Origin of the sequence: Mesorhizobium sp. L-8-10 (assembly GCF_016756635.1) — a bacterium.
Lineage (GTDB): Bacteria > Pseudomonadota > Alphaproteobacteria > Rhizobiales > Rhizobiaceae.
In genome coordinates, this window is sequence record NZ_AP023263.1 from 2,555,899 (window position 1) to 2,576,834 (window position 20,936).

Consider the following 20,936-nt stretch of genomic DNA (forward strand, 5'->3'; position numbering starts at 1 on the left):
GCTGACCTTGCCGCTTCGTCGGGGCGAGGGAGCGAACGGCTACTGCCGTCCCCGGGGCGGCTACTGCCGTCCCCGAGGCGGCTACTGCCGTCCCCAGCGGGGCGCCGGTCGGGCCTCGACCGGGCGCGGGGTTGCCGGCTCCTCGATCTCGACCGAGCGCGGCGGCACGATCTCGCGGTCGAACAGCGGCACGCCGCGGCGGCGCATGATCGGCACCAGCACCGCGCCGGCGATGATGCCGCCGACATGGGCGGCCCAGGAGATCTGGTCCTCGCCGCCGGCGGCCAGCATCACGAATTGGAAGATGATCCACAGAGCCAGCACGATGAAGGCGGGGATGCGCAGCGGAATGCGGGCGAAGGCGAGGATCCAGACTTTCACGCGCGGGTGAAGGATCAGATAGGCGGCGACGACGCCGGCGATGGCACCGGAGGCGCCGATCAGCGGCGCGGTCGATTCCGGCGCGATCATGCCGTGCACGACAGCACCGGCGGCCGAGCAAAGCAGATAGAAGACGAGGAAGCGGACATGGCCCAGCGCATCCTCGACATTGTCGCCGAACACCCACAGGAACAGCATGTTGCCGCCGAGGTGGAAAAGATCGGCGTGCAGGAAGGAATAGGTGACGTAGGTGGCGTAGTCGGGAACGATCACCAGATCGAGCGGCCGTTCGACCAAGTCGTAGATGGTGGAGGGGATGTAGCCGAGCCCGACGACGGCGGCGTTGGAGAAGTTGTCGCCGCCGAGCGAGGTGAAGAGATAGACGATCACATTGGCCGCGATCAGGCCGATCGTCACATATTGCAGCTTGATGTGCTTGAGGCTGTTGGCGTCGTGGAGCGGGATGAACATGAAGATCCTTCCACTTTTTGGCCTTCCGATCGGCCAGGCGCTGTCAGCGGTTTTTGCCGGGCACCCATAACACATCGGCATTTCCGTTGTCATTGACCGCGCGGGCGGCCACGAACAGGAAATCCGAGACCCGGTTGATGTATCTTATGCCTTCCGGGTTGACATGTTCGGCCGGGTTCTGGGCGAGCGCCACCATCAGCCGCTCGGCGCGGCGGGCAACGGTGCGAGCGAGATGAAGTGTGGCCGAGGCTGGCGAACCGCCCGGCAGCACGAAGGAACGCAGCGGTTTAAGGTTGGCGTTGAGGGCGTCGATATCGGCCTCGATGCGCGTCACCTGGGACGCCACGATGCGCAGCGGCTCGTAGCCGAGCGGCTTGCCGTCATCAGGCGTGGCGAGATCGGCGCCAAGATCGAAGAGGTCGTTCTGGATGCGCGCCAGCATGGCATCGATGGCAGGATGGGAGGCGGCGGTGTGGAGCCGCGCAAGCCCGATCGCCGCATTGGCCTCGTCGACCGTGCCGTAGGCCTCGACGCGCAGGTCCGACTTCAGCCGCCGCGCGCCGGTTCCGAGCCCGGTGGTGCCGTCGTCGCCGGTGCGGGTGTAGATCTTGTTCAGCTTGACCATGATGCCTCAGTCGCGTGTGAAATAGACGGCGAGCAGGATGAGCACCAGCGCGATGAACTGCAGGAACACGCGCGCCTGCATCAGCTTGTTGGAGGTGTTGGCCGAACCGCCCCGCATCATGTTCACAAGTCCGCGCAGAAGCACAATGACCACCGCCACCATGACGACGATGGCGAGAATGTTGAAGACGGTGGCCATGGGCGTTTCCTGTCTGCTGGCTTGCGAATGATGTTCACGCCTGCCGCGCCAGGATCCTGTAGAAGAGGCGGGCGGGCAAGATGCGCTTGAGGACTGCGCCGACCTTCGCCGGCACGGTGACCAGATAATGCGGTTTCGGCCGGGGCGACAGGAGGGCGTGGCGCAGCGCCGCATGGACGGCGTCAGGCTTCAGCTTCAGCCGCGATTTCGAGCCGCCGCCGCGAAGGCGCCTCAACTGCACCTGATAGGCCTCGCGATGCACGGAGGCCTCGTGGTCGACATATTTCTCGAACCAGGCAAGCCCGTTGGGGGCGATGCGCGATTCGATCGGCCCCGGCTCGATCAGCGAGACATGGATGCCCGATCCTTCGAGTTCGGAGCGCAGGCAAAGGGACAGGCCTTCCAGGGCATGCTTGGAGGCGGCATAGGCGCCGCGGAACCTGACCGGGGTCAGCCCGAGGATGGAGGAGCAGTTGACGATGCGCCCGTGACCCTGCCGGCGCATGACGGGCACGATGCGGCGGGTCAGGTCGTGCCAGCCGAACAGATTGACCTCGAACTGGTCGCGCAGCGCCGCCACGGGGAGATCCTCGACGGCGCCCGGCTGGGCATGGGCCCCGTTGTTGTAGAGGGCGTCGAGCGTGCCGCCCGTGCGTGCCAGCACCATATCGACCAGGGCCTCGATCGAGGCGGGCTCGCTATAGTCGAGATAGAAGGCCTCGATGCCGTCGGCCTCGAGGGCAGCGATGTCCTCGGCCCTGCGCGCCGTGGCGAAGACACGCCAGCCTTCGGCCTTCAGCGCCCGGGCGCAGTATGCGCCGATGCCGGAGGATGCGCCGGTGACGATGATTGTGCGCAACTCGGCCATCCGGCGCCGCTGCCCTTTCCCATGCTTGTCAATTGCCGCAAAGCCTTCACATATTCGCAGGCAGGATACAATCGGAGTGAGAATGCGAAGGATCGTCGCCCTGCGCCGCGTGCTGGCGGACGCGTTCGGGCATTTCAACGACGACGACGGCTGGGCGATGGCCAGCCATCTGGCGATCTCCTCCCTGATGGCGCTGTTCCCGTTCCTGATCTTCGCCACGACGCTGGCCAGCTTCCTCGGCGCCGAAGCATTCGCCGAGACGGCCGTGCATCTGATCTTCGACACCTGGCCCGATCAGATCGCCGCGCCGATCGCGAGGGAGGTGGTCACCGTGCTGACCGTGCCGCGCACCGACCTCCTGACCTTCGGCATCGTGCTGGCGGCGTATTTCGCCTCGAACGGCATCGAGGCGCTACGCACCGCGCTCAATCGCGCCTATCGCGTCTTCGAAACGCGCTCCTTCGTGATGCGGCGCCTGCAGAGCCTCGCCTTCGTCGTGATCGCCACCGTCTGCTTCGTCGCGATCAGCGTGCTTCTGGTGTTCGCGCCGATCCTGGCGCGCATCGCCGAGGCCAATGTCGAGTGGATAAAGCCCTATATCGGCACCATCACGCTGTGGCGCTTCGTCGTCGCCTCGGCCGTCATCGTGCTCGGCCTGGTCGCCGTCCATCTCTGGCTGCCGTCAGGCCGGCGCTCCTTCGTGAGTATCCTGCCCGGCATCGCCTTCACGCTGGTCGGCTGGCTGATCGGCTCGACGATCTTCGCCAATTATCTCGACCGCTTCTCGTCCTATGTCACGACCTATGCGGGGCTGGCCTCGATCATGATCGCGGTGGTGTTCCTCTACATCGTCTCGGCGATCTTCATCCTGGGCGGCGAGCTCAACGCCGCCATCAGCCGCTATCGCGAAGCGCGGTCGCGGGTGGCGGGGTGAGGAACGGCCTGGCCTTGCCGCCGGCAAGCCCTGCTCAGGCGCGGCGCGGCCGGGCGGTGGCGAGGGCGACGCCGATCGTCGCCACAGCCATGCCCGCGATCTGCACCAGGCTGAGCGCTTCGCCGAACAGCAGCCAGGCGATGACGGCGGTGACGGCCGGGACGAGATAGAACAGCGACGCGACCTTCGATATCTCGCCCTCGCGGATCATCGCCATCAGAAGGAAGATGGCGCCGATCGACAGGACCAGGACCAGCCAGGCCATGGCGAAGATGAGCTCGCCATTGATGGTGACGGTGCGCGTCTCGAAGGCGAAGGAGGCAAGCGTCATCAGCAGCGCGCCGCCGAGATATTGCCACAAGGTTCCGCCGACGAGATCGGATGCCGCGCCGAAGCGCTTCTGCGAGATCGTGCCGGCGCTCATGCCGACGACGGCGACGATCGATGCGGCGAGCGTCGCGGCGGTGACGCCGCCGCCGAGCGCGCCGAGCTTCGGCCACAAAACGATGACGACGCCGGCGAAGCCGGTGGCGAGCCCTGCCCAATGGCGCGGCAGGATCTTCTCGCCAAGGAACAGGCCCGCCATCACCGCGGTGATCAGCGGCTGCAGCCCGACGATCAGCGCCGAAATCCCGGCCGGCATGCCGCCATGGATCGCCCAGAACACGCCGCCGAGATAGACGCCGTGCATCAGCGCGCCGGCGATCATGGCATGGACCGCGCCACGCCGGCCCGTCGGCCGCGCACGCATCGCGACCAGCAGCAAAGCGAGCAGCATGGCGGCGATCACGAAACGGGCGGCCAGGAAGGTGAAGGGTTCCGCCCAGGGCATGGCATAGCGCGCGCCGATGAACCCGGTCGCCCAGAGCACGACGAAGAGTGGAGGAATGGAGCGGGACGGGATGATCATGACACGTGGAAGCTCGAGCGGGCGGGCCCCGCTCTAAGCGGACTTTCGTTGGCAAGCCGACGAATCGCCTGCTTGGATTCTTGCTTCGCCGCATGTTCTGGCAGCAGAACCGCGGAACACCTTTGCGGAACCTGCTTAGCGCCGGCCCGCACAGGAGGCAAAGCGAAAGCATTGAATATTAGCCTCAATGCCGTTGATCCGTTGGGCCAGCGCCGCCGTGCCGTCGCCCATGGCCGTCACCCGATCCCGATCATCCGCCTGACTTCGGCGGCGGTTGCGCCGGATTCGCGCAGCACGCGAATGCCGCTGTCGCGCAGGCTCTTGGAGAGCTTGCGGCCGTCGGGACCATGCACCAGCCCGTGGTGGAAATAGACGGGCGCCTCGAGGCCGAACAGTTCCTGCAGCACGCGCTGAATGCCGGTGGCGAAATAGAGGTCGCGGCCGCGCACCACATGGGTGACGCCCTGCAGCGCATCGTCGGCCACGACCGACAGGTGATAGCTCGTCGGAACGTCCTTGCGCGCGATGACGACATCGCCCCAGTCCTCGGGGCTGGCGTCGATGCGCTCACTCGCGGCCAGGCCCTCGTCCCGGGCTTCGCGCCAGAACAGCGGATGAGCGACCTCGCCGAGCGCGGCCTCCATGTCGAGCCGCCAGGCGAAGGCGTCGCCGCGATCGATGCGGCGGCGCCTTTCGCGTCTCGACAGCTGCTTGTCCACGCCGGGATAGAGCGGCGCCCCGTCGGGGTCGTGCGGCCAGTGCCGTCCAAGTGTCTCCTGGTCGGCGATATGGGCGCGGATCTCGCCGCGGCTCATGAAGGCCGGATAGACGAGCCCCGCCCGAATCAATCGCTCGAGCAGCGCGCCATATTCGGCGAAATGCTCCGACTGCCTCCGCACCGGCTCCTCCCATTCGAGACCGAGCCAGGCGAGGTCTCTATAGATCGCCGCCTCGAATTCGGGCGTGCAGCGCGTGGTGTCGATGTCCTCGATCCGCAGCAGGAACCGCCCGTCCGCCGCCGTTGCCAGCTTCGCGTTGAGCAGCGCGGAAAAAGCGTGGCCGAGATGCAATTCGCCGTTCGGGCTCGGGGCGAAGCGGAAAACGGATGTCATCGGTCTCCTGCCAGGTTCCGTCAGCAATGGTGTTGAACCGCGCGACAGGCGATTGCTACTTTGCCCCTGAGGCCGGAACAAGGTGAGGCCGGAACAAGGTGCGGCCCGAAAGAGGTGCTGGGGGCGGGATGCGCAAGATCATGGCAATGTCTGACATCGACGAGGGGCTCGACGCGCTCTGCCTCATCGACCCCCGGCTGACCGGGGTGCGCGGCGCCGCCGGCGCGGTGCCGTTGCGGCTTTCCGAGCCCGGCTTCTTCAGCCTCGTTTCCATCATCGTCTCGCAGCAAGTGTCGCGGGCGAGCGCCGATGCGATCTTCGGGCGGCTGACGGCGCTGGTCGATCCGCTGACGCCCGGAGCACTGCTCGCCGCCGGGGAAGAAGCCTACCGGACCGCGGGCCTGTCGCGGCCGAAGCAGCGCACGCTGACGGCGCTGGCCGAGGCGATGCTGCGCGACGGGCTCGACCTTCACGGCCTGTGTGCGCTCGACGCGCCCGAGGCGATCCGGCGCCTGACCACAGTGCCGGGCATCGGGCCGTGGACGGCGGAGGTCTATCTTTTGTTCGCAGCCGGACATCCCGATATCTTTCCCGCGCGCGACGTGGCGCTGCAGAGCGCGGTCGGCCATGCGCTGGGGCTCGGGGAGCGGCCCGACGAGAAACGGCTGATCGCGATCGCCGAATCATGGCAGCCATGGCGGGGGGTGGCGTCCAGACTTTTCTGGGCTTATTATCGGCAAATCAACGGCAAGGAGGGTGCTCCGCCTTCGCAAAGCTTGAAAATATCCGTGGAATCGTGAGCTTTCGCCGGCCTTCGCGGCATCCCGGCAGCTTCACATTGTTGACACCTCCCGCCTACAATATCGGCGCCGATCGCTTCGTGGATAAAGGAGGGAATCGGACGTGACGGTTGCGGTCTCACCCGACGGGCTTCCAGCTCTGGTGCTGAATGCGGACTACCGCCCGCTCAGCTACTACCCCCTGTCGTTGTGGTCATGGCAGGACGCGATCAAGGCGGTGTTCCTCGACCGCGTCAACATCGTCGCCGAATACGAACATGCCGTCTGCTCGCCCTCCTTCCAGATGAAGGTACCGAGCGTGGTGAGCCTGAAGACCTATGTGAAGCCGTCGCGCAATCCGGCCTTCACGCGCTTCAACGTGTTCCTGCGCGACCGCTTCCGGTGCCAATATTGCGGAACCCCAGACGACCTGACCTTCGACCACGTCATTCCGCGCCGCTGCGGCGGCGCCACGACCTGGGAGAACGTGGTCGCCGCGTGTTCGCCCTGCAACCTCAGGAAGGGCGGCATGCTGCCGGCACAGGCCAAGATGTGGCCAATGCAGAAGCCCTACCAGCCGACGGTGCACGACCTGCACAACAACGGCAAGCGCTTCCCGCCGAACTACCTGCACGAAAGCTGGATGGACTATCTCTACTGGGATGTCGAACTGGAGCCGTAAGGCCGGTGAATGGTGAAATGGTGAACTAGTGAATGGTGAATGGTGAATGGTAGATGGGTGATTGACTGGCCGAGATACGCCGCGTCCGCTCGTCACCATTCACCATTCACCATTCACCATTCACCCCTTCCCGAAGGCGCCGCGGAAGGCGATCGCGGCGAGGGCTAGGCTTGCAATCACGTTCCAGCCGGCGAAGGACAGGCCGAGCACACGCAGGGCGGCCGTGTCGCAGGCCGGCGGCACGAAGGTGTTCAGCGCGTCGAGCACGCCCTTGCCGCCGGTGTCGACGGGAGCGGCCACGGCGCCGCAATCAGTGGGACCGGCCCACCAGCCCCATTCGACGCCGGCATGCTTGACCCCGAGGAACAGGCCCCAGGCCATCAGCAAACCGCCCACGACCAGCAGGCCGCGTGTCACCCAGGCCGGCCAGTGGAGCGTCGAGGACAGGGCGGCGAGCGCCATCAGCGGCACGCCTGCATAATAGGGGATGCGCTGCTCGAGGCACAGCTTGCAGGGGATGTAGCCGCCGATGTGCTCGAAGCCGAGGGCCGTTCCGACGACTGCCGCCATGGCGACGGTCAGGAACAGCGCGGTCAGCGTCTGCAGGCGTCCGGCTGGGGAGGCGATCGAGGTCATGAGGTCCGGTTCCTGATGGGGCTATGCGGCGCTCGGCCGCTCACAGCACGTATCTGACGACGATGTAGAGCAAAATCAGGGCAGCCGCAGCGAGCATGGCGAGCATGCCCAGCCGCTTCTCGATGAAATGCCGGATCGGCTCGCCATAGGTGCGCAGCAGCCAGGCAAGGAAGAAGAAGCGGGCGCCGCGCGCCACGATCGCCGACAGGATGAACAGCCAGATGTCGACATGCATGACACCCGACAGGATGGTGACCACCTTGATCGGCGGCAGGTGGGCGACACCCGACGTCACCAGCATCAAGAGGATGAAACCGATGCCGCTCGAGGTGCGCAGTGCCTCGAACTCGTCATACTTGCCGTAGAATTCGAGCACCGGCTTGGCGATGCTCTCATAGGCATAGTAGCCCAGATACCAGCCGGCGATGCCGCCGAGCACGGACGCGATGGTGGCGACCAGCGCGTAGCGATAGGCGCGATCCGGCCGCGCCAGCGCCATCGGCAGGTAGAGCACGTCGGCCGGCACCAGGAAGACGGAACTCTCGACGAAGGCGATGAAGGCCAGCCACCATTCGGCGGACTTGCGGGCGGCGAGCGACAGGGTCCAGTCGTAGAGTTTGCGAAGCATCAAAACCCCTCGGTTTGGCCCGGCCTGTCTAGAAAGATTTTTTGCCCTGCACAATGGCAGCCCGGCCGGACGAGCGCAGCCCGGCCGCGAAGGAGGCGTGGCAAAAGCGCCCGCCCGCTGTCGCCGTGCCCCGATATCACGAAATCATGATGCCGACGGTTCGTGACGTTGCATCGGCAGTTGACGGCGGGGAGGCTCTGCGTATAGTCCGCTGCCGTTCGGCCCGGTACAGGGCAGGGCCCCTGTGGCGGAATTGGTAGACGCGGCAGACTCAAAATCTGTTGCCCTCACGGGCGTGCTGGTTCGATCCCGGCCAGGGGCACCATTTCTTGATCTCACGCGAGTTCGCTTTGCTCACCACTCCGATGGGGCGGCCTGACCGGCCGACGGGCGGTCGCCCTTGCGGACCCTTCTGGTTCGAGATGGCGCCGGAAAGAGCACCCCTTACGCGCTTTGGCTACTTGCGCATGTCTCCCGAAACCGGTTCCCCTTTCGGAAGAGCGACCAAAGCCGTCAGTTTGCAGCGCGCCATTCGAAGGGAACGCGGCCAAGCACGTTTTCGGCTCGGCCGCCGCCGGCCACCTCTGGCAAGGCCGGTGACCGGTCAACCCGGATTCAGCATCGGGCGCCGGTTGCGCTCCACCAGGCCGAGGACGGTCACGGTCAGCATCGCAAGGAGCGCCGGCAGGATGGTCGTCAGGATGATGTCGCGCGCCGACCAGCCGAAAGACAGCATCGCCCCTCCCAGCGCCGGTCCGAGGATCGATCCGAGGCGTCCGCAGGCTGCGGCATAGCCGACCCCTGTCGCGCGCAGCGCCGGCGGATAGAGGGAGACGGCGAGCGCGCTTTGCCCGACGCAGCCGGTGATCAGGCCGGCGCCGACACCGGCGATGAGCGGCAGCACCATGCCGGCGGGGATCGGGGCCTTGCCGATCAACGCCACGCAGACGATGGCGAGCAGCATCGCGGCGAGGAGCACGCGTTTCATCCCGAGCCTGGAGACGATGGTCATCATCACCAGGTTTCCCGCGACGCCGCCCGCTCCGAATGCGGCAGCACCGATCGGCGTGTTCGCCGGCTCGAAGCCGAAGCTGACGAGCAGGGTCGGAATCCAGAAGCTCAGCGCGAATGCGGCGAGAAAGGTGAAGAAGGCGAAAAGCCACAACAGCGCGGTGAACGGCAGGAGGCCGTCCCGGAAGAGCGCCGCGACCGGGCTCGCCCGACCGCCTTTCTTCGTCGCGACCACATTTTCCAATCCCGAGCCAGCGACGACGTGGCTGAATGCGGGAACCAGAACGAGCGGCAGGATGCCCCCCATTATGAAGACCGAGGTCCAGCCGAAGGACTGCATCAAGGGGCCGCCGACGAGGCCGCCGACGACGCCGCCGGCAGAGAGGCCGGTCGCCACCAGCATGGCGACCGTTTCCTTGTGCTGCGGTGCCGCGACCTGCGCGGCCGCGGCCACTGCGATCGGTAGGACGCCGCCCAGACCGATGGCCGACACAAGGCGCAAGATGCTCAGGGAAACGATGTCGTAGGCGACCGCGGTCAGCAATGTGCCCAGCCCGAAGATCACCACGCTGCCGACGCCGATCGTCCTCGAACCAAACCGCTGGGCGAGCGGCCCGCAGGCGAGGTATCCGATCACCGCGCCAATGCTGGTCGCGATGAAGGCGGGCGTGAAGGCGGCTGCCGCTATGCCCCATTCGCGCGCCAGCACCGGCGCGACGAAGGCGATCGACGTCGTGTCGAGACCGTCGAGCAGCACGATCACGAAACAGATTGCGATCACCCAGTTCCGTGACATGCCCTCCGTGCCTTTCCATGACGGCCCAGCTGGAAGTTCGTTTTTCGGTGTCTTGTTCATCAGGTCGTCCTCCCCACGACGTTCGTTCACTGTCAGGCGGCCGCGGCCGCCTGGATAAAACTGTTGAAATGCTGGACAACGCGCCTGCTGCCGTGATCCGGCCAGGCGGGCAGGCCAGGACCTTCGGGTGTGCCGCTCCTGGCGAAGGCTGCCAGCGCGCCCTGGAAAACACGGCTGAGATCGGCGAGCTCGCGCATATCAGCTCCAGCGAGCATGGGTGCCTCGCGCCACGTACCGAGATTGCCGAAGAGGAAAGGAAGCTCGATGCAGTGGCAGGCCTTGATATCAGGTGTCGGCGACTGCCAGTCGAAGCGGTAGACATATGGCGAGCGGCCTTCCTCCACCTGCGCGTGCGCGACGGCAAGGCTCGGTCCAGCGAACACGGCGTCCGTCATGAGGTCGCCGAGAAGCGAGAGCCCCGTGGCCGGCATCCGCCGGGCCCGTGCCTCGCGCATCGCTCGCTCGGCCTGGTCGCCGTAGTGCCGGCGGAAGGCCGCGACGGTGACCTCGTCGGCGACTTTCGCCAGACCCTCGTCGCCGTAGTGGAAGGCGGTCATCTCCTCCCGTGTGGTGCCGATCATCACTTCGGCATCCGCAGCCGCGCCACCGACCAGCGCTTCCAGCGGGTTGACCGGTACGAGCTCGCCATCGATGACGGGTAGAAAAGGAGGCGTCACGTCGCCGGGCGTCCCGGCCTTCGCCTTGAGCAGTTCGAGTTGCGCCGCGATCAGCCGCTCAATCGGCTGGGCCTCAATGCCGTCGCGATCGTCCGGCGCGAGCCGGAGCGCCGTCATGTAATCCTGGCCGAGGGGCTCGGACGCTTCCACCGAGGGCAGTTCCAGGCCGAGGGGCGCGCTCATCATGATCGACCGCTTGAACAGGGTGCGGTGCGCCGGGGTTGCCAGCAGCAGGGCGATCGAAAAGGCTCCCGCCGACTGGCCGGCAACCGTGATGTTCGCGGCGTCACCGCCCAAGGCGGGGGCGATTTCACGGATGAAGCGAAGTGCCGCGATCTGGTCGTGAAGGCCGAGGTTGGCCGGCGCCACGCCCTTTATGGGAAGAAATCCCAATGCACCGAGGCGATAGCTGATGTTCACGACGATCGTCGCGGTGTTCTTCGCGAGCAGCGCGCCGTCGTAACAGGGCAATGAGCCGCCCCCGGTCATGAAGGCGCCTCCATGAAGGAAGACGAAGACCGGCGTTTCGGCGGATCCGTTCTCGGGCACCCAGATGTCGAGGTGGAGACAATCCTCGTCCTGCAGCGCCGGATAGTCGCCCATGATCTTGGCGAGCCGGGACGGCAATTGCGGCGGCACCGGACCCTCGCGAGTGCAGTCCAGAGGTTCTTTCCACGGCCGGACGGGTTCGGGCAGGCGAAGGCGCAGTCGTCTGACCGGTGGCGAGGCGTAGGGAACCCGGCTGAAGCTGACGACGCCGTCCGATCGTGCACCGGTCAGGGCTCCGTAGGGGGTGTCAATGATACAGCTGGTCGTCGGCGTCCGTTCCGTCATGCTTTTCCTCCACTGTCCTGCCAACCGGAGCGAGGTTAGCATTGGAGGAGGCCCGATCTTGTTCTAAATTCGGGACGATCTCGCGCCAAATCCGGAACGATGATGAAAGGTCTCGACGAGCTCTACACTTTCAAGATGGTGGTCGATTGCGGTGGTATATCGCCGGCCAGTCGCCGCCTGAACCTGCCCAAGTCGACGCTGGCGCGGCGGCTGAACGATCTGGAGAAGCGTCTCGGCGTACCGCTGTTCCATCGCGGGCCGCGACAGTTCGTGCTGACCAGCTTCGGGCGCGAATGCTACGGCCAGTGCAGCCGGGTGGTGCGCGAGACCGACAGGGTGTTCGAGATGGCCGACCGCGTTGCGCGCATGCCGGCCGGTTTCCTGCACGTGGTGTGTCCGCCCTTGCTCGGCACGCTGATTGTCGAGCAACTCGCGGCCGAGTTCGTCGACGCCGCCCCGAAGGTCAGGCTGCATCTGGAGGAAACGGCATGGCTCCTCGATCCGCGTCTGGTCTCGGCCGACCTCGTCATCCACGCAGCCTTCGAGCCGCTGCCTGATCTCGACGTCATCGCGCGACGCGTCGCCTCCACCCCCTATGTGCTCGTCGCCCATCCGTCGGTCCTCGCCGGTCGTAATGCTCCGGCCGAGCCGGACGACCTTGCGGAGTTCGACTGCATCGGCTTCGGACCGAAATCGACGGCCTGGGGATGGCGGCTGCGCAAAGGGAAAGAAACGTCCAGGGTCGAGTTCGAGCCGCGCTTCTCCACCACCCAGCTGACCGCACTCATGACGGCGGTGGGACGAGGCATCGGCATCGCGTCGGTGCCGATCACGCTGTGCGAGCAGGACATACGGAGCGGCGAACTCGTGCACGTGCTGAGCGAATGGAACCCGTCGCCCGCCGACATCTACGCCGTCTATCCGAGCCGAAGGGCCCTGACCGTGGCCGCCGAGCAGTTCCTGAGATTGATCGAGGACCGTCTTCCAAGACTGCTCGGGCATAACGAAGCGCGTCGGAACGGCACCATCGGGAAGCCTCGCCCTTCCGATTAGGTTGCGTCTCTGCGAATCCTTCGGATCCGATTCCTCTTCGGAAGGGAAGGACCTCAGCGAAGCTGAGCAACTAGGAATCTGGGCTGAACGTCTGGCATTTGGTCTCAGTGCGGATCGAACGACTCAAAGTCCGTGGAAGACCTGCTTTGGGCCGATCGGGTCAGGAGTCTCACCAGAGGGAAGGACCATCTACTTTCCTGACATCGCGGAGACCCCAGCAGCCGTTGTCCTTCATTTGCCGAACGTGCTCGCAGCACGACTCACCCGGTCTTGCAAGCCCGCTGGCGGCTGCACGCGCGCTCCTCGGCCTTGCGTTGGCAGCCATCGCCGTCGCGCGTGGCCGGGGGCGGGCGTTCGGACGGCAGCTTGTCGAGGATCTCGAAGCGCCTCGAGGCGCGCGGTCCTGGCACGGTGCGCTGATGAGGTAGCCGTCACGAGGCGTCAGACAGGTGCTTTGTGTCTCGCTCCAGCATCAGGCTCATGACCTCGATAATCTCTTTCAAAAGACGGCGGATTTCATCATGAGTCAGCTGCTCGACATGGTCGGCAGCATCCATGACGTCGACCAAGAGATCGACGCCGCGTTGATGAAGTTGCATGACACCGCTCCCTCGCTGACATTCCAGTCCGAGGCCTTAGCTAGTTACCGTCTCGTCAATGCTCAAGTGGAGCAGAAGCCGCTCACGTTGGTCAGGCTTCTTTTGATTCGACCGCCGCCAGACCGCGTTTTTTCCGCGGCACGGATGCAGCTGATTTTTCCGACAGATTGCGAAGAAAAATGCGGCCGGCAACGCTGTCTGAAACCCGGCCGACCGCAAGTGAGGCCGTTACCATGACCATCTCCTGCCGATATCAGGACCAGTCCCTCAGGACCTGGTCCATCGAAACGGCCTCGACCTGCTCGCTGAAGCGGGAACAATAAAGTTCCATGAGCGCGTCATGTGTGTGGTCCGTGGAACTGCATATGGCGTCGGTGACCAGTATGGTGCGGAAGCCGCGGTCGATTGCGCCAAGCACCGTGGCGAGCACACAGACATCGGTTTCGCAGCCGGTCACGACCAGGGTGTCCGTCCCAGTGTCGCGCAGGATCCGGTCCAGTTCGCCCTCGGTCCAGGGCGAATAGACACGTTTGTCGAGAAGCCTGGCAGGCGGAACGAAACGCGTGAGCGCCGGCGCCAGTTCGACCAGCCGTGAGTCGATGTTGCAAAGCGTTACTTCGGCCCACCGCCGATAGTAGGCAGCCCAGGTGCCGCGAGCGTCTTCGGCACGCTCGGCCGGAATGAAGCGCGTGAAAAGCGTTCGTTCCGGACGCTTGACGGCGAGTTCCTCGATCCGTGGCAGGATTTTCTCCATCCACGGCACCGGCCATGGACCATCTGGCATGAACAGGCGCTGCATGTCGACGCAGACATGAACGCAATTCGCGCCGAGGCGACCATGAACAAGACCGCGTGCCGCCATTTCCAAGCCCGCCAGACAGCTACAGCTTCTGCTGGCTTCTTCTTCCGGGAACCATCACGTGCACTTCAACTGTCGTGCCCCTGTTCAGTTCCTCGATTGGCATTCCGGGAGGGGAGGCAATGAAGGGCACGCCCATCGCGAGGCGGCCGGAACCGATGTCCCATACCCGCGTTTGGACACCTGCACGCCTGCACAGCGGAGGAAAAACCATGCCGGCCAAAACCGAGAAAAAACTCGCAGACCTGTTCCATGACGGTCTCAGGGATATCTACTACGCGGAACGCAAACTTCTCAAAGCGTTGCCGAAGATGGCGAGGGGCGCTGAGTCCCCCGACCTCAAAGCGGCGTTTGAAAAGCATCGGGATGAGACCGAAGGTCACGTCGACCGCCTCCAGCAGGTGTTCGAGATTTTCGGGAAGCGGGCGCAGGGCAAGAACTGCCCGGCAATCGACGGTATAGTCGAAGAGGGTGAGGAGATCCTCGACGAGTTCAAGGGTTCGCGAGCCCTGGATGCCGGATTGATCGCCGCAGCCCAAGCCGCCGAGCATTACGAGATCACGCGCTATGGGACGCTCAAGCGGTGGGCTCGGGAACTCGGCATGGACGATGCTGCCAGACTGCTCGACCAGACCTTGGGCGAGGAAGCGAAGACCGACGAGGCCCTGAGCCGATTGGCAGAGACGGCAGCAAATCAGAAAGCGGCATAGCCGGCGCCGTCCGGCGCCGCCTGTGTTCGCGTGGCCCGAAGTGGGAGAAATGGGGCAATGGGCACGTGATCATGTGATGTTGGTCCCGCTCCAGTTTCAGGCTCATGGCTTCTGAATCGTCCTTCTCCAAGCGATGGATGTCATCATGAGTCGGCTGCTCGACATGGCTGCAGGCGTCCACTACGTCGACCAGTAGGTCGACGCCACGATAATGAATATAGGCCCCCGGCTTGCGCCGGCGGGCCATCGCCGCTGCGTCAGGTGCAGGCCAACATCAACGCGCCCCGCTCCCAAGGCCGGTGCTTTGCACACAAGCCTATGGTGCGCTGCAGCGTTTTGTGGAAGGGTGCGACACAGGATGTTCTTGAAATGACCTCTTCGATCGTCGCCGATGTCCATAAAGGCTGGTATCCGTCACCTTACTCACTATCGCTATGACCGTCCGGTCACCCTCGGACCGCAGGTGATCCGCCTGCGGCCGGCGCCGCATAGCCGCACGCAGGTGATCTCTCATTCGCTCAAGGTGTTTCCGACCAATCACTTCGTGAACCACCAGCAGGACCCCTACGGCAACTGGATGGCGCGGTTCGTTTTTCCCGAACCGGTTCGCGAGTTGAGAATCGAGGTCGATCTCGTCGCCGACATGACGGTCTACAACCCGTTCGATTTCTTCGTCGAGGACAGCGCCGAGCACTGGCCGCTCGACTATCCCGAAGACGTCCGGCAGGATCTGTCGATCTACATGCAGCCCGAACCCGCAGGGCCGCACCTTCAGGCGTTTCTGGACGGCGTGCCGCGCGACAAGACACGCACGGTCGATTTCATCGTCAATCTCAACGCCCGCGTCGCGCGGGAGGTCGGCTACGTCATCCGCATGGAGCCGGGGGTGCAGACGCCGGAGGAGACCTTCGCGGGTGGAACGGGCTCGTGCCGGGATTCGAGCTGGCTTCTGGTTCAGGCGCTACGCCACCTCGGCATCGCCGCCCGCTTCGTCTCCGGCTATCTGATCCAATTGAAGCCCGACATTGTCGCAATCGACGGGCCAGCCGGCACCGACCATGACTTCACCGACCTGCACGCATGGTGCGAGGCCTATATTCCCGGCGCGGGCTGGATCGGGCTCGATCCAACCTCGGGCCTCCTGACTGGCGAAAGCCACATCCCGCTGGCGGCAACGCCTCACTACCGCAACGCCGCACCGATCTCGGGCCAGGCGAGCTACGCCGAGGTCGACTTCACCTTCGACATGACGGTGTCGCGCGTGGCCGAGCATCCGCGCATCACCAGGCCGTTTTCGGACGAGGCATGGTCCGCGCTCGATACTCTGGGCCGCAAGGTCGACGAAAAGCTCGCCGAGGGCGACGTGCGGCTCACCATGGGGGGCGAGCCGACCTTCGTCTCGATCGACGACTTCGAGAGCGGCGAATGGAACACCGATGCGGTCGGGCCGACCAAGCGCGCGCTGGCCGACCGTCTGATCCGCCGCCTGCGAGACCGCTTCGCGCCGGGCGGCTTCCTCCACTACGGTCAGGGCAAGTGGTATCCCGGCGAGAGCCTGCCGCGCTGGACCTTCTCGCTCTACTGGAGGCGCGATGGCAAGCCGATCTGGCAAGATGCGGGGCTGATCGCCGAGGAGGGCGACAAGACCGGGGCTGGTCCCTCGGAAGCGGAAGCGCTGCTCAAGGGGATTGCCGAGGAACTCGCGGTCGCGCCCGACCATGTCGTGCCAGCCTTTGAAGATCCGGCCGAATGGGTGATGAAGGAGGCCAACCTGCCGGAGAACGTCTCGCCCGAGAATTCCAAGCTGAAGGATCCGGAAGAGCGTGCCCGCATTGCCCGCGTGTTCGAGCGCGGGTTGACCGAACCTTCCGGCTACGTGCTGCCGATTCAGCGTTGGCAGGCGAAGGCGCCCGGTCGTCGCTGGCGCTCGGAGGCGTGGAAGTTGCGGCGCGGAAGGCTGTTCCTCGTGCCGGGCGACAGTCCGGTCGGCTTTCGCCTGCCGCTTGGTTCGCTGCCCTATGTCGCCCCTTCGCACTACCCTTATGTCCACCCCGCCGACCCGACCGAACCACGCGGCGAACTGCCCGATCTCGCTGCGCCAAGTCCGCCGCAGGCCGTGGCGAGCTTCACCGAGGCCAGCGCCGGCCAATCGCTGATCCAACAAGAACTGGGCGAGCCTGGCGGGGCGGTCCGCACCGCGCTCTCGGTCGAGCCGCGCGACGGCAGGCTGTGCGTGTTCATGCCGCCGGTCGAGCGCGTCGAGGACTATCTGGAACTGATCTCGGCGGCCGAGGCGGCGGCGAAGCGGCTTGGTCTTGCCGTCCATATCGAAGGTTATTCGCCACCGCACGACCCACGTCTCAACGTCATCCGAGTCGCACCCGATCCGGGTGTGATCGAGGTGAACATCCACCCCAGCGCAAGTTGGGAAGAATGCGTTGCCACCACCGAAGCGATCTATGAGGAGGCGCGTCAGAGCCGGCTCGGCGCCGACAAGTTCATGATCGATGGCCGCCACACCGGCACGGGAGGCGGCAACCATGTGGTCGTCGGCGGCGCGACGCCGCTCGACAGCCCGTTCCTGCGCCGACCGGACCTGTTGCGCAGCCTCGTGCTTTACTGGCAGCGCCATCCGAGCCTGTCATACCTGTTCTCCGGCTTGTTCATCGGTCCCACCAGCCAGGCGCCGCGTATCGACGAGGCGCGGCACGACGCACTCTACGAGCTCGAGATAGCGCTTTCTCAAGTGCCGGATCCCGGCACCGGCGAGCCGCCGTTGCCGTGGCTGATCGACCGGCTTTTCCGCAACCTGCTGGTGGATGTCACCGGCAACACGCATCGCGCGGAAATCTGCATCGACAAGCTGTATTCGCCAGACGGTCCGACCGGCAGGCTCGGACTGGTGGAGTTCCGCGGCTTCGAGATGCCGCCCCATCCGCGCATGAGCCTGGCACAGCAGGTGCTGATCCGGTCGATCGTCGCGCGGCTGTGGCATGCGCCGGTGTCGGGGAAGCTCGCGCGCTGGGGCACGGCGCTGCACGATCGCTTCATGCTGCCTCACTTCATCTGGGCCGATTTCCTCGACGTGCTTGCCGACCTGTCGGCGCATGGGTTCGAGTTGCGGCCGGAATGGTTCGAAGCGCAGGCCGAGTTCCGGTTCCCCTTCTGCGGCGAGATCGAGCGTGAGGGCGTGCGTCTGGAGATCAGACAGGCGCTGGAACCGTGGCATGTGCTCGGCGAAACCGGCGCGATCGGCGGCACGGTGCGCTACACGGATTCGTCGGTCGAGCGGCTTCAGGCGAAGCTGACGGCGCAAAGCGATCCCGACCGCTATTCCGTCACCTGCAACAGGCGCAGGCTGCCCATGCAAAAGGTGGGCAACGGGACAAGCGTCGCCGGCGTGCGCTTCAAGGCATGGCAGCCCGCACTTGCCCTGCACCCGGTCGTTCCCGTGCATGCACCGCTGACCTTCGACATCTTCGATCATTGGACCGGCCGGGCGCTCGGCGGCTGCATCTACCATGTCGCACATCCCGGCGGGCGTAACTACGACAGCTTTCCGGTCAACGGCAACGAAGCCGAGGCGCGCAGGCTCGCCCGCTTCGAGCCCCACGGCCACAGCCCAGGTGCGTACGAGCCGGTTCCGGAGCGTCCTCATCCGGAGTTTCCGATGACGCTCGACCTGCGCCGCCTGGCGGAGCTGTAGGCCATGGCCGCCGAGCAGCGCCGGACATCGTCGCAGATGCCCGCTCTCCTCGGCGGCTATCGCCCGCTGGCCGGCGTTCCAGATGAGATGATGGACGTCGACGGTCGCGTCAAACCCGTCTGGCGGCGCTTCGTCGATCATTTTGCATCGTTCGATGCCGAGGAGATCGCGCAGCGCTTCGCGCGCGGTGACGAATATCTGCGGGATGCGGGCGTGTTCTTCCGCCAATACGGCCATGCGGAATCGCTGGAGCGCGACTGGCCGCTGAGCCATGTGCCGGTGCTGATCCACGAAAACGAATGGCGGGAACTGGCAGCGGGGCTGGTCCAGCGCGCGGACCTGCTGGAATCGGTGGTCACCGACCTCTATGGCCCGCAGAGGCTGATCTTGGACGGCCATTTGCCTGCCGCGCTTGTTGCCGCCAGCCCCGAATGGCTGCGGCCTCTCGTCGGTGTCAGGCCGGATCACTTCCTCCATTTCGTCGCCTTCGAGATCGGGCGCGGCCCGGATGGACGCTGGTGGGTGCTGGGCGACCGTACGCAGGCACCGTCGGGAGCGGGCTTCGCGCTCGAGAACAGGGTCGCCACCGCGCGGACCTTCTCGGACTTCTATGCCGATGAAAAAGTGCATCGTCTGGCGGGCTTCTTCCGTGCCTTCCGCGATGCGCTGGACGGGCTCGCCGATGGGAAGACGGGCCATGCGGCGATCCTGACGCCGGGGCCTCTCAACGAAACATACTACGAGCATGCCTATATCGCGCGCTATCTCGGCATGATGCTTCTCGAGGGCGAGGACCTCGTCGTGGAGAATGGCCGCGTCATGGTGCGAACGATAGCGGGGCCAAGGCCGGTGAGCGTGCTCTGGCGGCGGCTCGACTCCTCCTGGGTCGATCCGCTGGAACTCGACGACGCCTCGACGCTGGGCACTGCCGGCCTCGTCGAGGCGGTGCGCCGCGGCAACCTTGCGATCGTCAACGGCCTGGGCAGCGGGATCCTGGAAACACGCGCGCTGCTGGCCTTCCTGCCACGCATCTGCGAGGTGCTTCGCGGCGAGCAGCTCGCCATTCCCAACATCGCGACCTGGTGGTGCGGAGACCCCGGGGCACGCGACCATGTGCTGGCCAATGCCCGCAACATGACGATCGGTCCGGCGCTTTCGACACGGCCTTCCCTCGAAGCCGGAGACGACGATGCCGGGGCCGGCTGGTTCCGTAGTCGAAACGATGCCTCCCTGGAGTGGCGCCTCGTCACGAATGGTGCCCTGCTCGTGGGTCAGGAAGCGATAAGGCTCTCGACCACCCCGACCTATGCAGGCAGGCAACTGAAACCCCGCCCTGCGACGCTGCGCGTGTTCCTGGCCCGGACGAGGGACGGCTGGCAGGTCATGCCGGGCGGCTATGCGAGGATCGGCCACAGCGACGATCCGTCGGCGCTTGCCATGCAGCGCGGCGGCTCGGTCGCGGATGTGTGGGTGGTCAGCGATCGACCGGTTGAAACCGACACGCTGCTGCCCGCCCGCAACGCTACCTACGTGCGCCCGGACCTCGGCGTATTGCCCAGCCGCGCGGCAGACAACCTCTATTGGCTCGGCCGCTATGTCGAACGCGCCGAAGGAACCATGCGGCTGCTGCGCGCCTGGCATATGCGTCTGGCCGAGGCGGCGCGGGCCGACACGCCGCTGCTGACCGATCTGCGTTTCTATCTGGACTGCTTGGGCATCGATCCGGAACAGCGCATTCCCGAGGCTGTGCAAACGACGCTGCGCTCGGCGATAGCAAGCGCGGGTCGTGTGCGCGACCGTTTCTCCATCGACGGTTGGGCGGCGCTCAACGACCTTGCCAAAACGGCGCGACGCATGTCGACCACCGTCGGCGAGGGCGCGGACGAGGCCCATGCCATGGGCGTGCTGCTGCGCAAGATCTCCGGCTTTTCCGGTCTCGTCCACGAAAACATGTATCGCTTCAATGGCTGGCGGTTCCTGACCATCGGACGCTCGCTGGAGCGCGCCGTCTCGATGGCGTCGCTGCTGGCGCATTTTGCTGATGAAGAAGCGCCGGCAGGCGCGCTCGACCTGGCGGTGGAAGTGGGCGACAGTTTGATGTCGCACCGTCGCCGCTACGCGATCACGACAACCCGTGAGACCGTGGTGGACCTTTTGGCGCTGGATACGATGAACCCGCGTTCGATCATCTATCACTTTGCCGAGTTGGGCGAGCAGATTGGTCTTCTACCCATGAGCGACAGGAATGGCGCGCGCTCGCCGTTGGCGCGGGCCGTTCTGCAGCTGCATTCGGGGCTGGCAGTGAAGACGCCGGAGGAGCTTTCGACGGAATATTTCATCGATTGCGGCAAAGAGCTGGCGCACCTGTCGGACCTCCTGTCCGACGCCTATCTGCGATAGGCTCCGG

Annotated in this window: 20 protein-coding genes and 1 tRNA gene; 8 read left to right on the forward strand and 13 right to left on the reverse strand. The window is 65.3% G+C overall.

Annotated elements, in window-relative coordinates; translation table 11 throughout:
- Positions 1-81: 81 nt before the first annotated feature.
- The 4 genes from JN280_RS11960 to JN280_RS11975 are packed head-to-tail and all read right to left on the reverse strand — an operon-like array spanning position 82 to position 2,543.
- Entirely contained in the window at positions 82-852 is a 771-nt protein-coding gene (locus tag JN280_RS11960) for a rhomboid family intramembrane serine protease (protein WP_202312401.1), read from the reverse strand.
- A 43-nt stretch (positions 853-895) separates the two neighbouring features.
- Positions 896-1,477 carry a cob(I)yrinic acid a,c-diamide adenosyltransferase gene (locus JN280_RS11965; RefSeq protein ID WP_202312403.1) on the reverse strand — a complete coding sequence of 194 codons (582 nt, stop codon included), beginning with the start codon at positions 1,475-1,477 and terminating at the stop codon, positions 896-898.
- Between the two features lie 6 nt (positions 1,478-1,483).
- Positions 1,484-1,675: a twin transmembrane helix small protein gene (locus JN280_RS11970; RefSeq protein WP_202312405.1), complete on the reverse strand. Its 192-nt coding sequence runs from the start codon at positions 1,673-1,675 to the stop codon at positions 1,484-1,486.
- Between the two features lie 34 nt (positions 1,676-1,709).
- Entirely contained in the window at positions 1,710-2,543 is an 834-nt protein-coding gene (locus JN280_RS11975; protein ID WP_202312406.1) for an SDR family oxidoreductase, read from the reverse strand.
- A gap of 82 nt (positions 2,544-2,625) precedes the next feature.
- Between JN280_RS11975 and JN280_RS11980 the strand changes: the two genes are divergently transcribed.
- A complete protein-coding gene (locus JN280_RS11980; protein ID WP_202312407.1) occupies positions 2,626-3,477 on the forward strand; it encodes a YihY/virulence factor BrkB family protein in 852 nt (283 codons plus the stop codon).
- Positions 3,478-3,511: 34 nt separating this feature from the next.
- Here JN280_RS11980 and JN280_RS11985 read toward each other — a convergent pair whose 3' ends face one another.
- Entirely contained in the window at positions 3,512-4,387 is an 876-nt protein-coding gene (locus JN280_RS11985) for a DMT family transporter (protein WP_202312408.1), read from the reverse strand.
- A 236-nt stretch (positions 4,388-4,623) separates the two neighbouring features.
- Positions 4,624-5,499: a tRNA glutamyl-Q(34) synthetase GluQRS gene (gluQRS, locus tag JN280_RS11990; RefSeq protein ID WP_202312409.1), complete on the reverse strand. Its 876-nt coding sequence runs from the start codon at positions 5,497-5,499 to the stop codon at positions 4,624-4,626.
- A gap of 128 nt (positions 5,500-5,627) precedes the next feature.
- Here gluQRS and JN280_RS11995 point away from each other — a divergent pair, with 128 nt between their 5' ends.
- Together JN280_RS11995 and JN280_RS12000 are read left to right on the forward strand one after the other, a co-directional pair.
- Entirely contained in the window at positions 5,628-6,299 is a 672-nt protein-coding gene (locus JN280_RS11995; protein WP_202312410.1) for a DNA-3-methyladenine glycosylase family protein, read from the forward strand.
- 103 nt (positions 6,300-6,402) lie between these two features.
- On the forward strand, positions 6,403-6,960 hold the full coding sequence (locus JN280_RS12000; RefSeq protein WP_202312411.1) for an HNH endonuclease: 558 nt from the start codon (positions 6,403-6,405) through the stop codon (positions 6,958-6,960).
- 120 nt (positions 6,961-7,080) lie between these two features.
- On the opposite strand, the gene JN280_RS12005 is transcribed toward JN280_RS12000, so the two are convergent.
- The gene (locus tag JN280_RS12005) at positions 7,081-7,596 is read right to left on the reverse strand and encodes a disulfide bond formation protein B (RefSeq protein ID WP_202312412.1); all 516 of its coding nucleotides are present in this window, start codon (positions 7,594-7,596) and stop codon (positions 7,081-7,083) included.
- A gap of 40 nt (positions 7,597-7,636) precedes the next feature.
- Entirely contained in the window at positions 7,637-8,224 is a 588-nt protein-coding gene (locus tag JN280_RS12010) for a YqaA family protein (RefSeq protein WP_202312414.1), read from the reverse strand.
- A gap of 238 nt (positions 8,225-8,462) precedes the next feature.
- Here JN280_RS12010 and JN280_RS12015 point away from each other — a divergent pair.
- Positions 8,463-8,549: transfer RNA gene (locus tag JN280_RS12015), tRNA-Leu, on the forward strand.
- 279 nt (positions 8,550-8,828) lie between these two features.
- Here JN280_RS12015 and JN280_RS12020 read toward each other — a convergent pair.
- Complete coding sequence (locus JN280_RS12020) at positions 8,829-10,091, reverse strand: MFS transporter (protein ID WP_202312416.1); 1,263 nt, start codon at positions 10,089-10,091, stop codon at positions 8,829-8,831.
- Positions 10,092-10,123: 32 nt separating this feature from the next.
- Positions 10,124-11,602 (reverse strand): carboxylesterase/lipase family protein, encoded by a 1,479-nt coding sequence (locus JN280_RS12025; RefSeq protein WP_202312418.1) that lies wholly within the window; start codon positions 11,600-11,602, stop codon positions 10,124-10,126.
- A gap of 102 nt (positions 11,603-11,704) precedes the next feature.
- On the opposite strand from JN280_RS12025, the gene JN280_RS12030 reads away from it, so the two are divergent.
- Positions 11,705-12,655, forward strand: a complete 951-nt coding sequence (locus tag JN280_RS12030) for a LysR substrate-binding domain-containing protein (protein ID WP_202312419.1) — start codon at positions 11,705-11,707, stop codon at positions 12,653-12,655.
- Between the two features lie 431 nt (positions 12,656-13,086).
- Here JN280_RS12030 and JN280_RS12035 read toward each other — a convergent pair whose 3' ends face one another.
- From JN280_RS12035 to JN280_RS12045, 3 genes are all read right to left on the reverse strand, one after another.
- Positions 13,087-13,254: a hypothetical protein gene (locus tag JN280_RS12035; RefSeq protein ID WP_202312420.1), complete on the reverse strand. Its 168-nt coding sequence runs from the start codon at positions 13,252-13,254 to the stop codon at positions 13,087-13,089.
- Positions 13,255-13,345: 91 nt separating this feature from the next.
- Positions 13,346-13,489: a hypothetical protein gene (locus JN280_RS12040; protein ID WP_202312421.1), complete on the reverse strand. Its 144-nt coding sequence runs from the start codon at positions 13,487-13,489 to the stop codon at positions 13,346-13,348.
- Between the two features lie 18 nt (positions 13,490-13,507).
- Positions 13,508-14,116: an isochorismatase family cysteine hydrolase gene (locus JN280_RS12045; RefSeq protein WP_202312422.1), complete on the reverse strand. Its 609-nt coding sequence runs from the start codon at positions 14,114-14,116 to the stop codon at positions 13,508-13,510.
- A 209-nt stretch (positions 14,117-14,325) separates the two neighbouring features.
- On the opposite strand from JN280_RS12045, the gene JN280_RS12050 reads away from it, so the two are divergent.
- From JN280_RS12050 to JN280_RS12060, 3 genes are all read left to right on the forward strand, one after another.
- Positions 14,326-14,823 (forward strand): YciE/YciF ferroxidase family protein, encoded by a 498-nt coding sequence (locus JN280_RS12050; RefSeq protein ID WP_202312423.1) that lies wholly within the window; start codon positions 14,326-14,328, stop codon positions 14,821-14,823.
- A gap of 391 nt (positions 14,824-15,214) precedes the next feature.
- Complete coding sequence (locus tag JN280_RS12055) at positions 15,215-18,529, forward strand: transglutaminase family protein (RefSeq protein WP_202312424.1); 3,315 nt, start codon at positions 15,215-15,217, stop codon at positions 18,527-18,529.
- Positions 18,530-18,532: 3 nt separating this feature from the next.
- The gene (locus tag JN280_RS12060; protein ID WP_202312425.1) at positions 18,533-20,929 is read left to right on the forward strand and encodes a circularly permuted type 2 ATP-grasp protein; all 2,397 of its coding nucleotides are present in this window, start codon (positions 18,533-18,535) and stop codon (positions 20,927-20,929) included.
- The last annotated feature ends 7 nt before the right edge of the window (positions 20,930-20,936 follow it).

Coding starts and splice junctions, on each gene's coding strand:
- JN280_RS11970 (WP_202312405.1), bottom strand. CDS start 1,675: ATGGCCACCGTCTTCAACATTCTCGCCATCGTCGTCATGGTGGCGGTG.
- JN280_RS12040 (WP_202312421.1), bottom strand. CDS start 13,489: ATGGTAACGGCCTCACTTGCGGTCGGCCGGGTTTCAGACAGCGTTGCC.
- JN280_RS12055 (WP_202312424.1), top strand. CDS start 15,215: ATGTCCATAAAGGCTGGTATCCGTCACCTTACTCACTATCGCTATGAC.
- JN280_RS11965 (WP_202312403.1), bottom strand. CDS start 1,477: ATGGTCAAGCTGAACAAGATCTACACCCGCACCGGCGACGACGGCACC.
- JN280_RS11980 (WP_202312407.1), top strand. CDS start 2,626: ATGCGAAGGATCGTCGCCCTGCGCCGCGTGCTGGCGGACGCGTTCGGG.
- JN280_RS12060 (WP_202312425.1), top strand. CDS start 18,533: ATGGCCGCCGAGCAGCGCCGGACATCGTCGCAGATGCCCGCTCTCCTC.
- JN280_RS12045 (WP_202312422.1), bottom strand. CDS start 14,116: ATGGCGGCACGCGGTCTTGTTCATGGTCGCCTCGGCGCGAATTGCGTT.
- JN280_RS12030 (WP_202312419.1), top strand. CDS start 11,705: ATGAAAGGTCTCGACGAGCTCTACACTTTCAAGATGGTGGTCGATTGC.
- JN280_RS11960 (WP_202312401.1), bottom strand. CDS start 852: ATGTTCATCCCGCTCCACGACGCCAACAGCCTCAAGCACATCAAGCTG.
- JN280_RS12005 (WP_202312412.1), bottom strand. CDS start 7,596: ATGACCTCGATCGCCTCCCCAGCCGGACGCCTGCAGACGCTGACCGCG.
- JN280_RS12035 (WP_202312420.1), bottom strand. CDS start 13,254: ATGCAACTTCATCAACGCGGCGTCGATCTCTTGGTCGACGTCATGGAT.
- JN280_RS11985 (WP_202312408.1), bottom strand. CDS start 4,387: ATGATCATCCCGTCCCGCTCCATTCCTCCACTCTTCGTCGTGCTCTGG.
- JN280_RS12010 (WP_202312414.1), bottom strand. CDS start 8,224: ATGCTTCGCAAACTCTACGACTGGACCCTGTCGCTCGCCGCCCGCAAG.
- JN280_RS12050 (WP_202312423.1), top strand. CDS start 14,326: ATGCCGGCCAAAACCGAGAAAAAACTCGCAGACCTGTTCCATGACGGT.
- JN280_RS11995 (WP_202312410.1), top strand. CDS start 5,628: ATGCGCAAGATCATGGCAATGTCTGACATCGACGAGGGGCTCGACGCG.
- JN280_RS12025 (WP_202312418.1), bottom strand. CDS start 11,602: ATGACGGAACGGACGCCGACGACCAGCTGTATCATTGACACCCCCTAC.
- JN280_RS12020 (WP_202312416.1), bottom strand. CDS start 10,091: ATGAACAAGACACCGAAAAACGAACTTCCAGCTGGGCCGTCATGGAAA.
- JN280_RS11975 (WP_202312406.1), bottom strand. CDS start 2,543: ATGGCCGAGTTGCGCACAATCATCGTCACCGGCGCATCCTCCGGCATC.
- gluQRS (WP_202312409.1), bottom strand. CDS start 5,499: ATGACATCCGTTTTCCGCTTCGCCCCGAGCCCGAACGGCGAATTGCAT.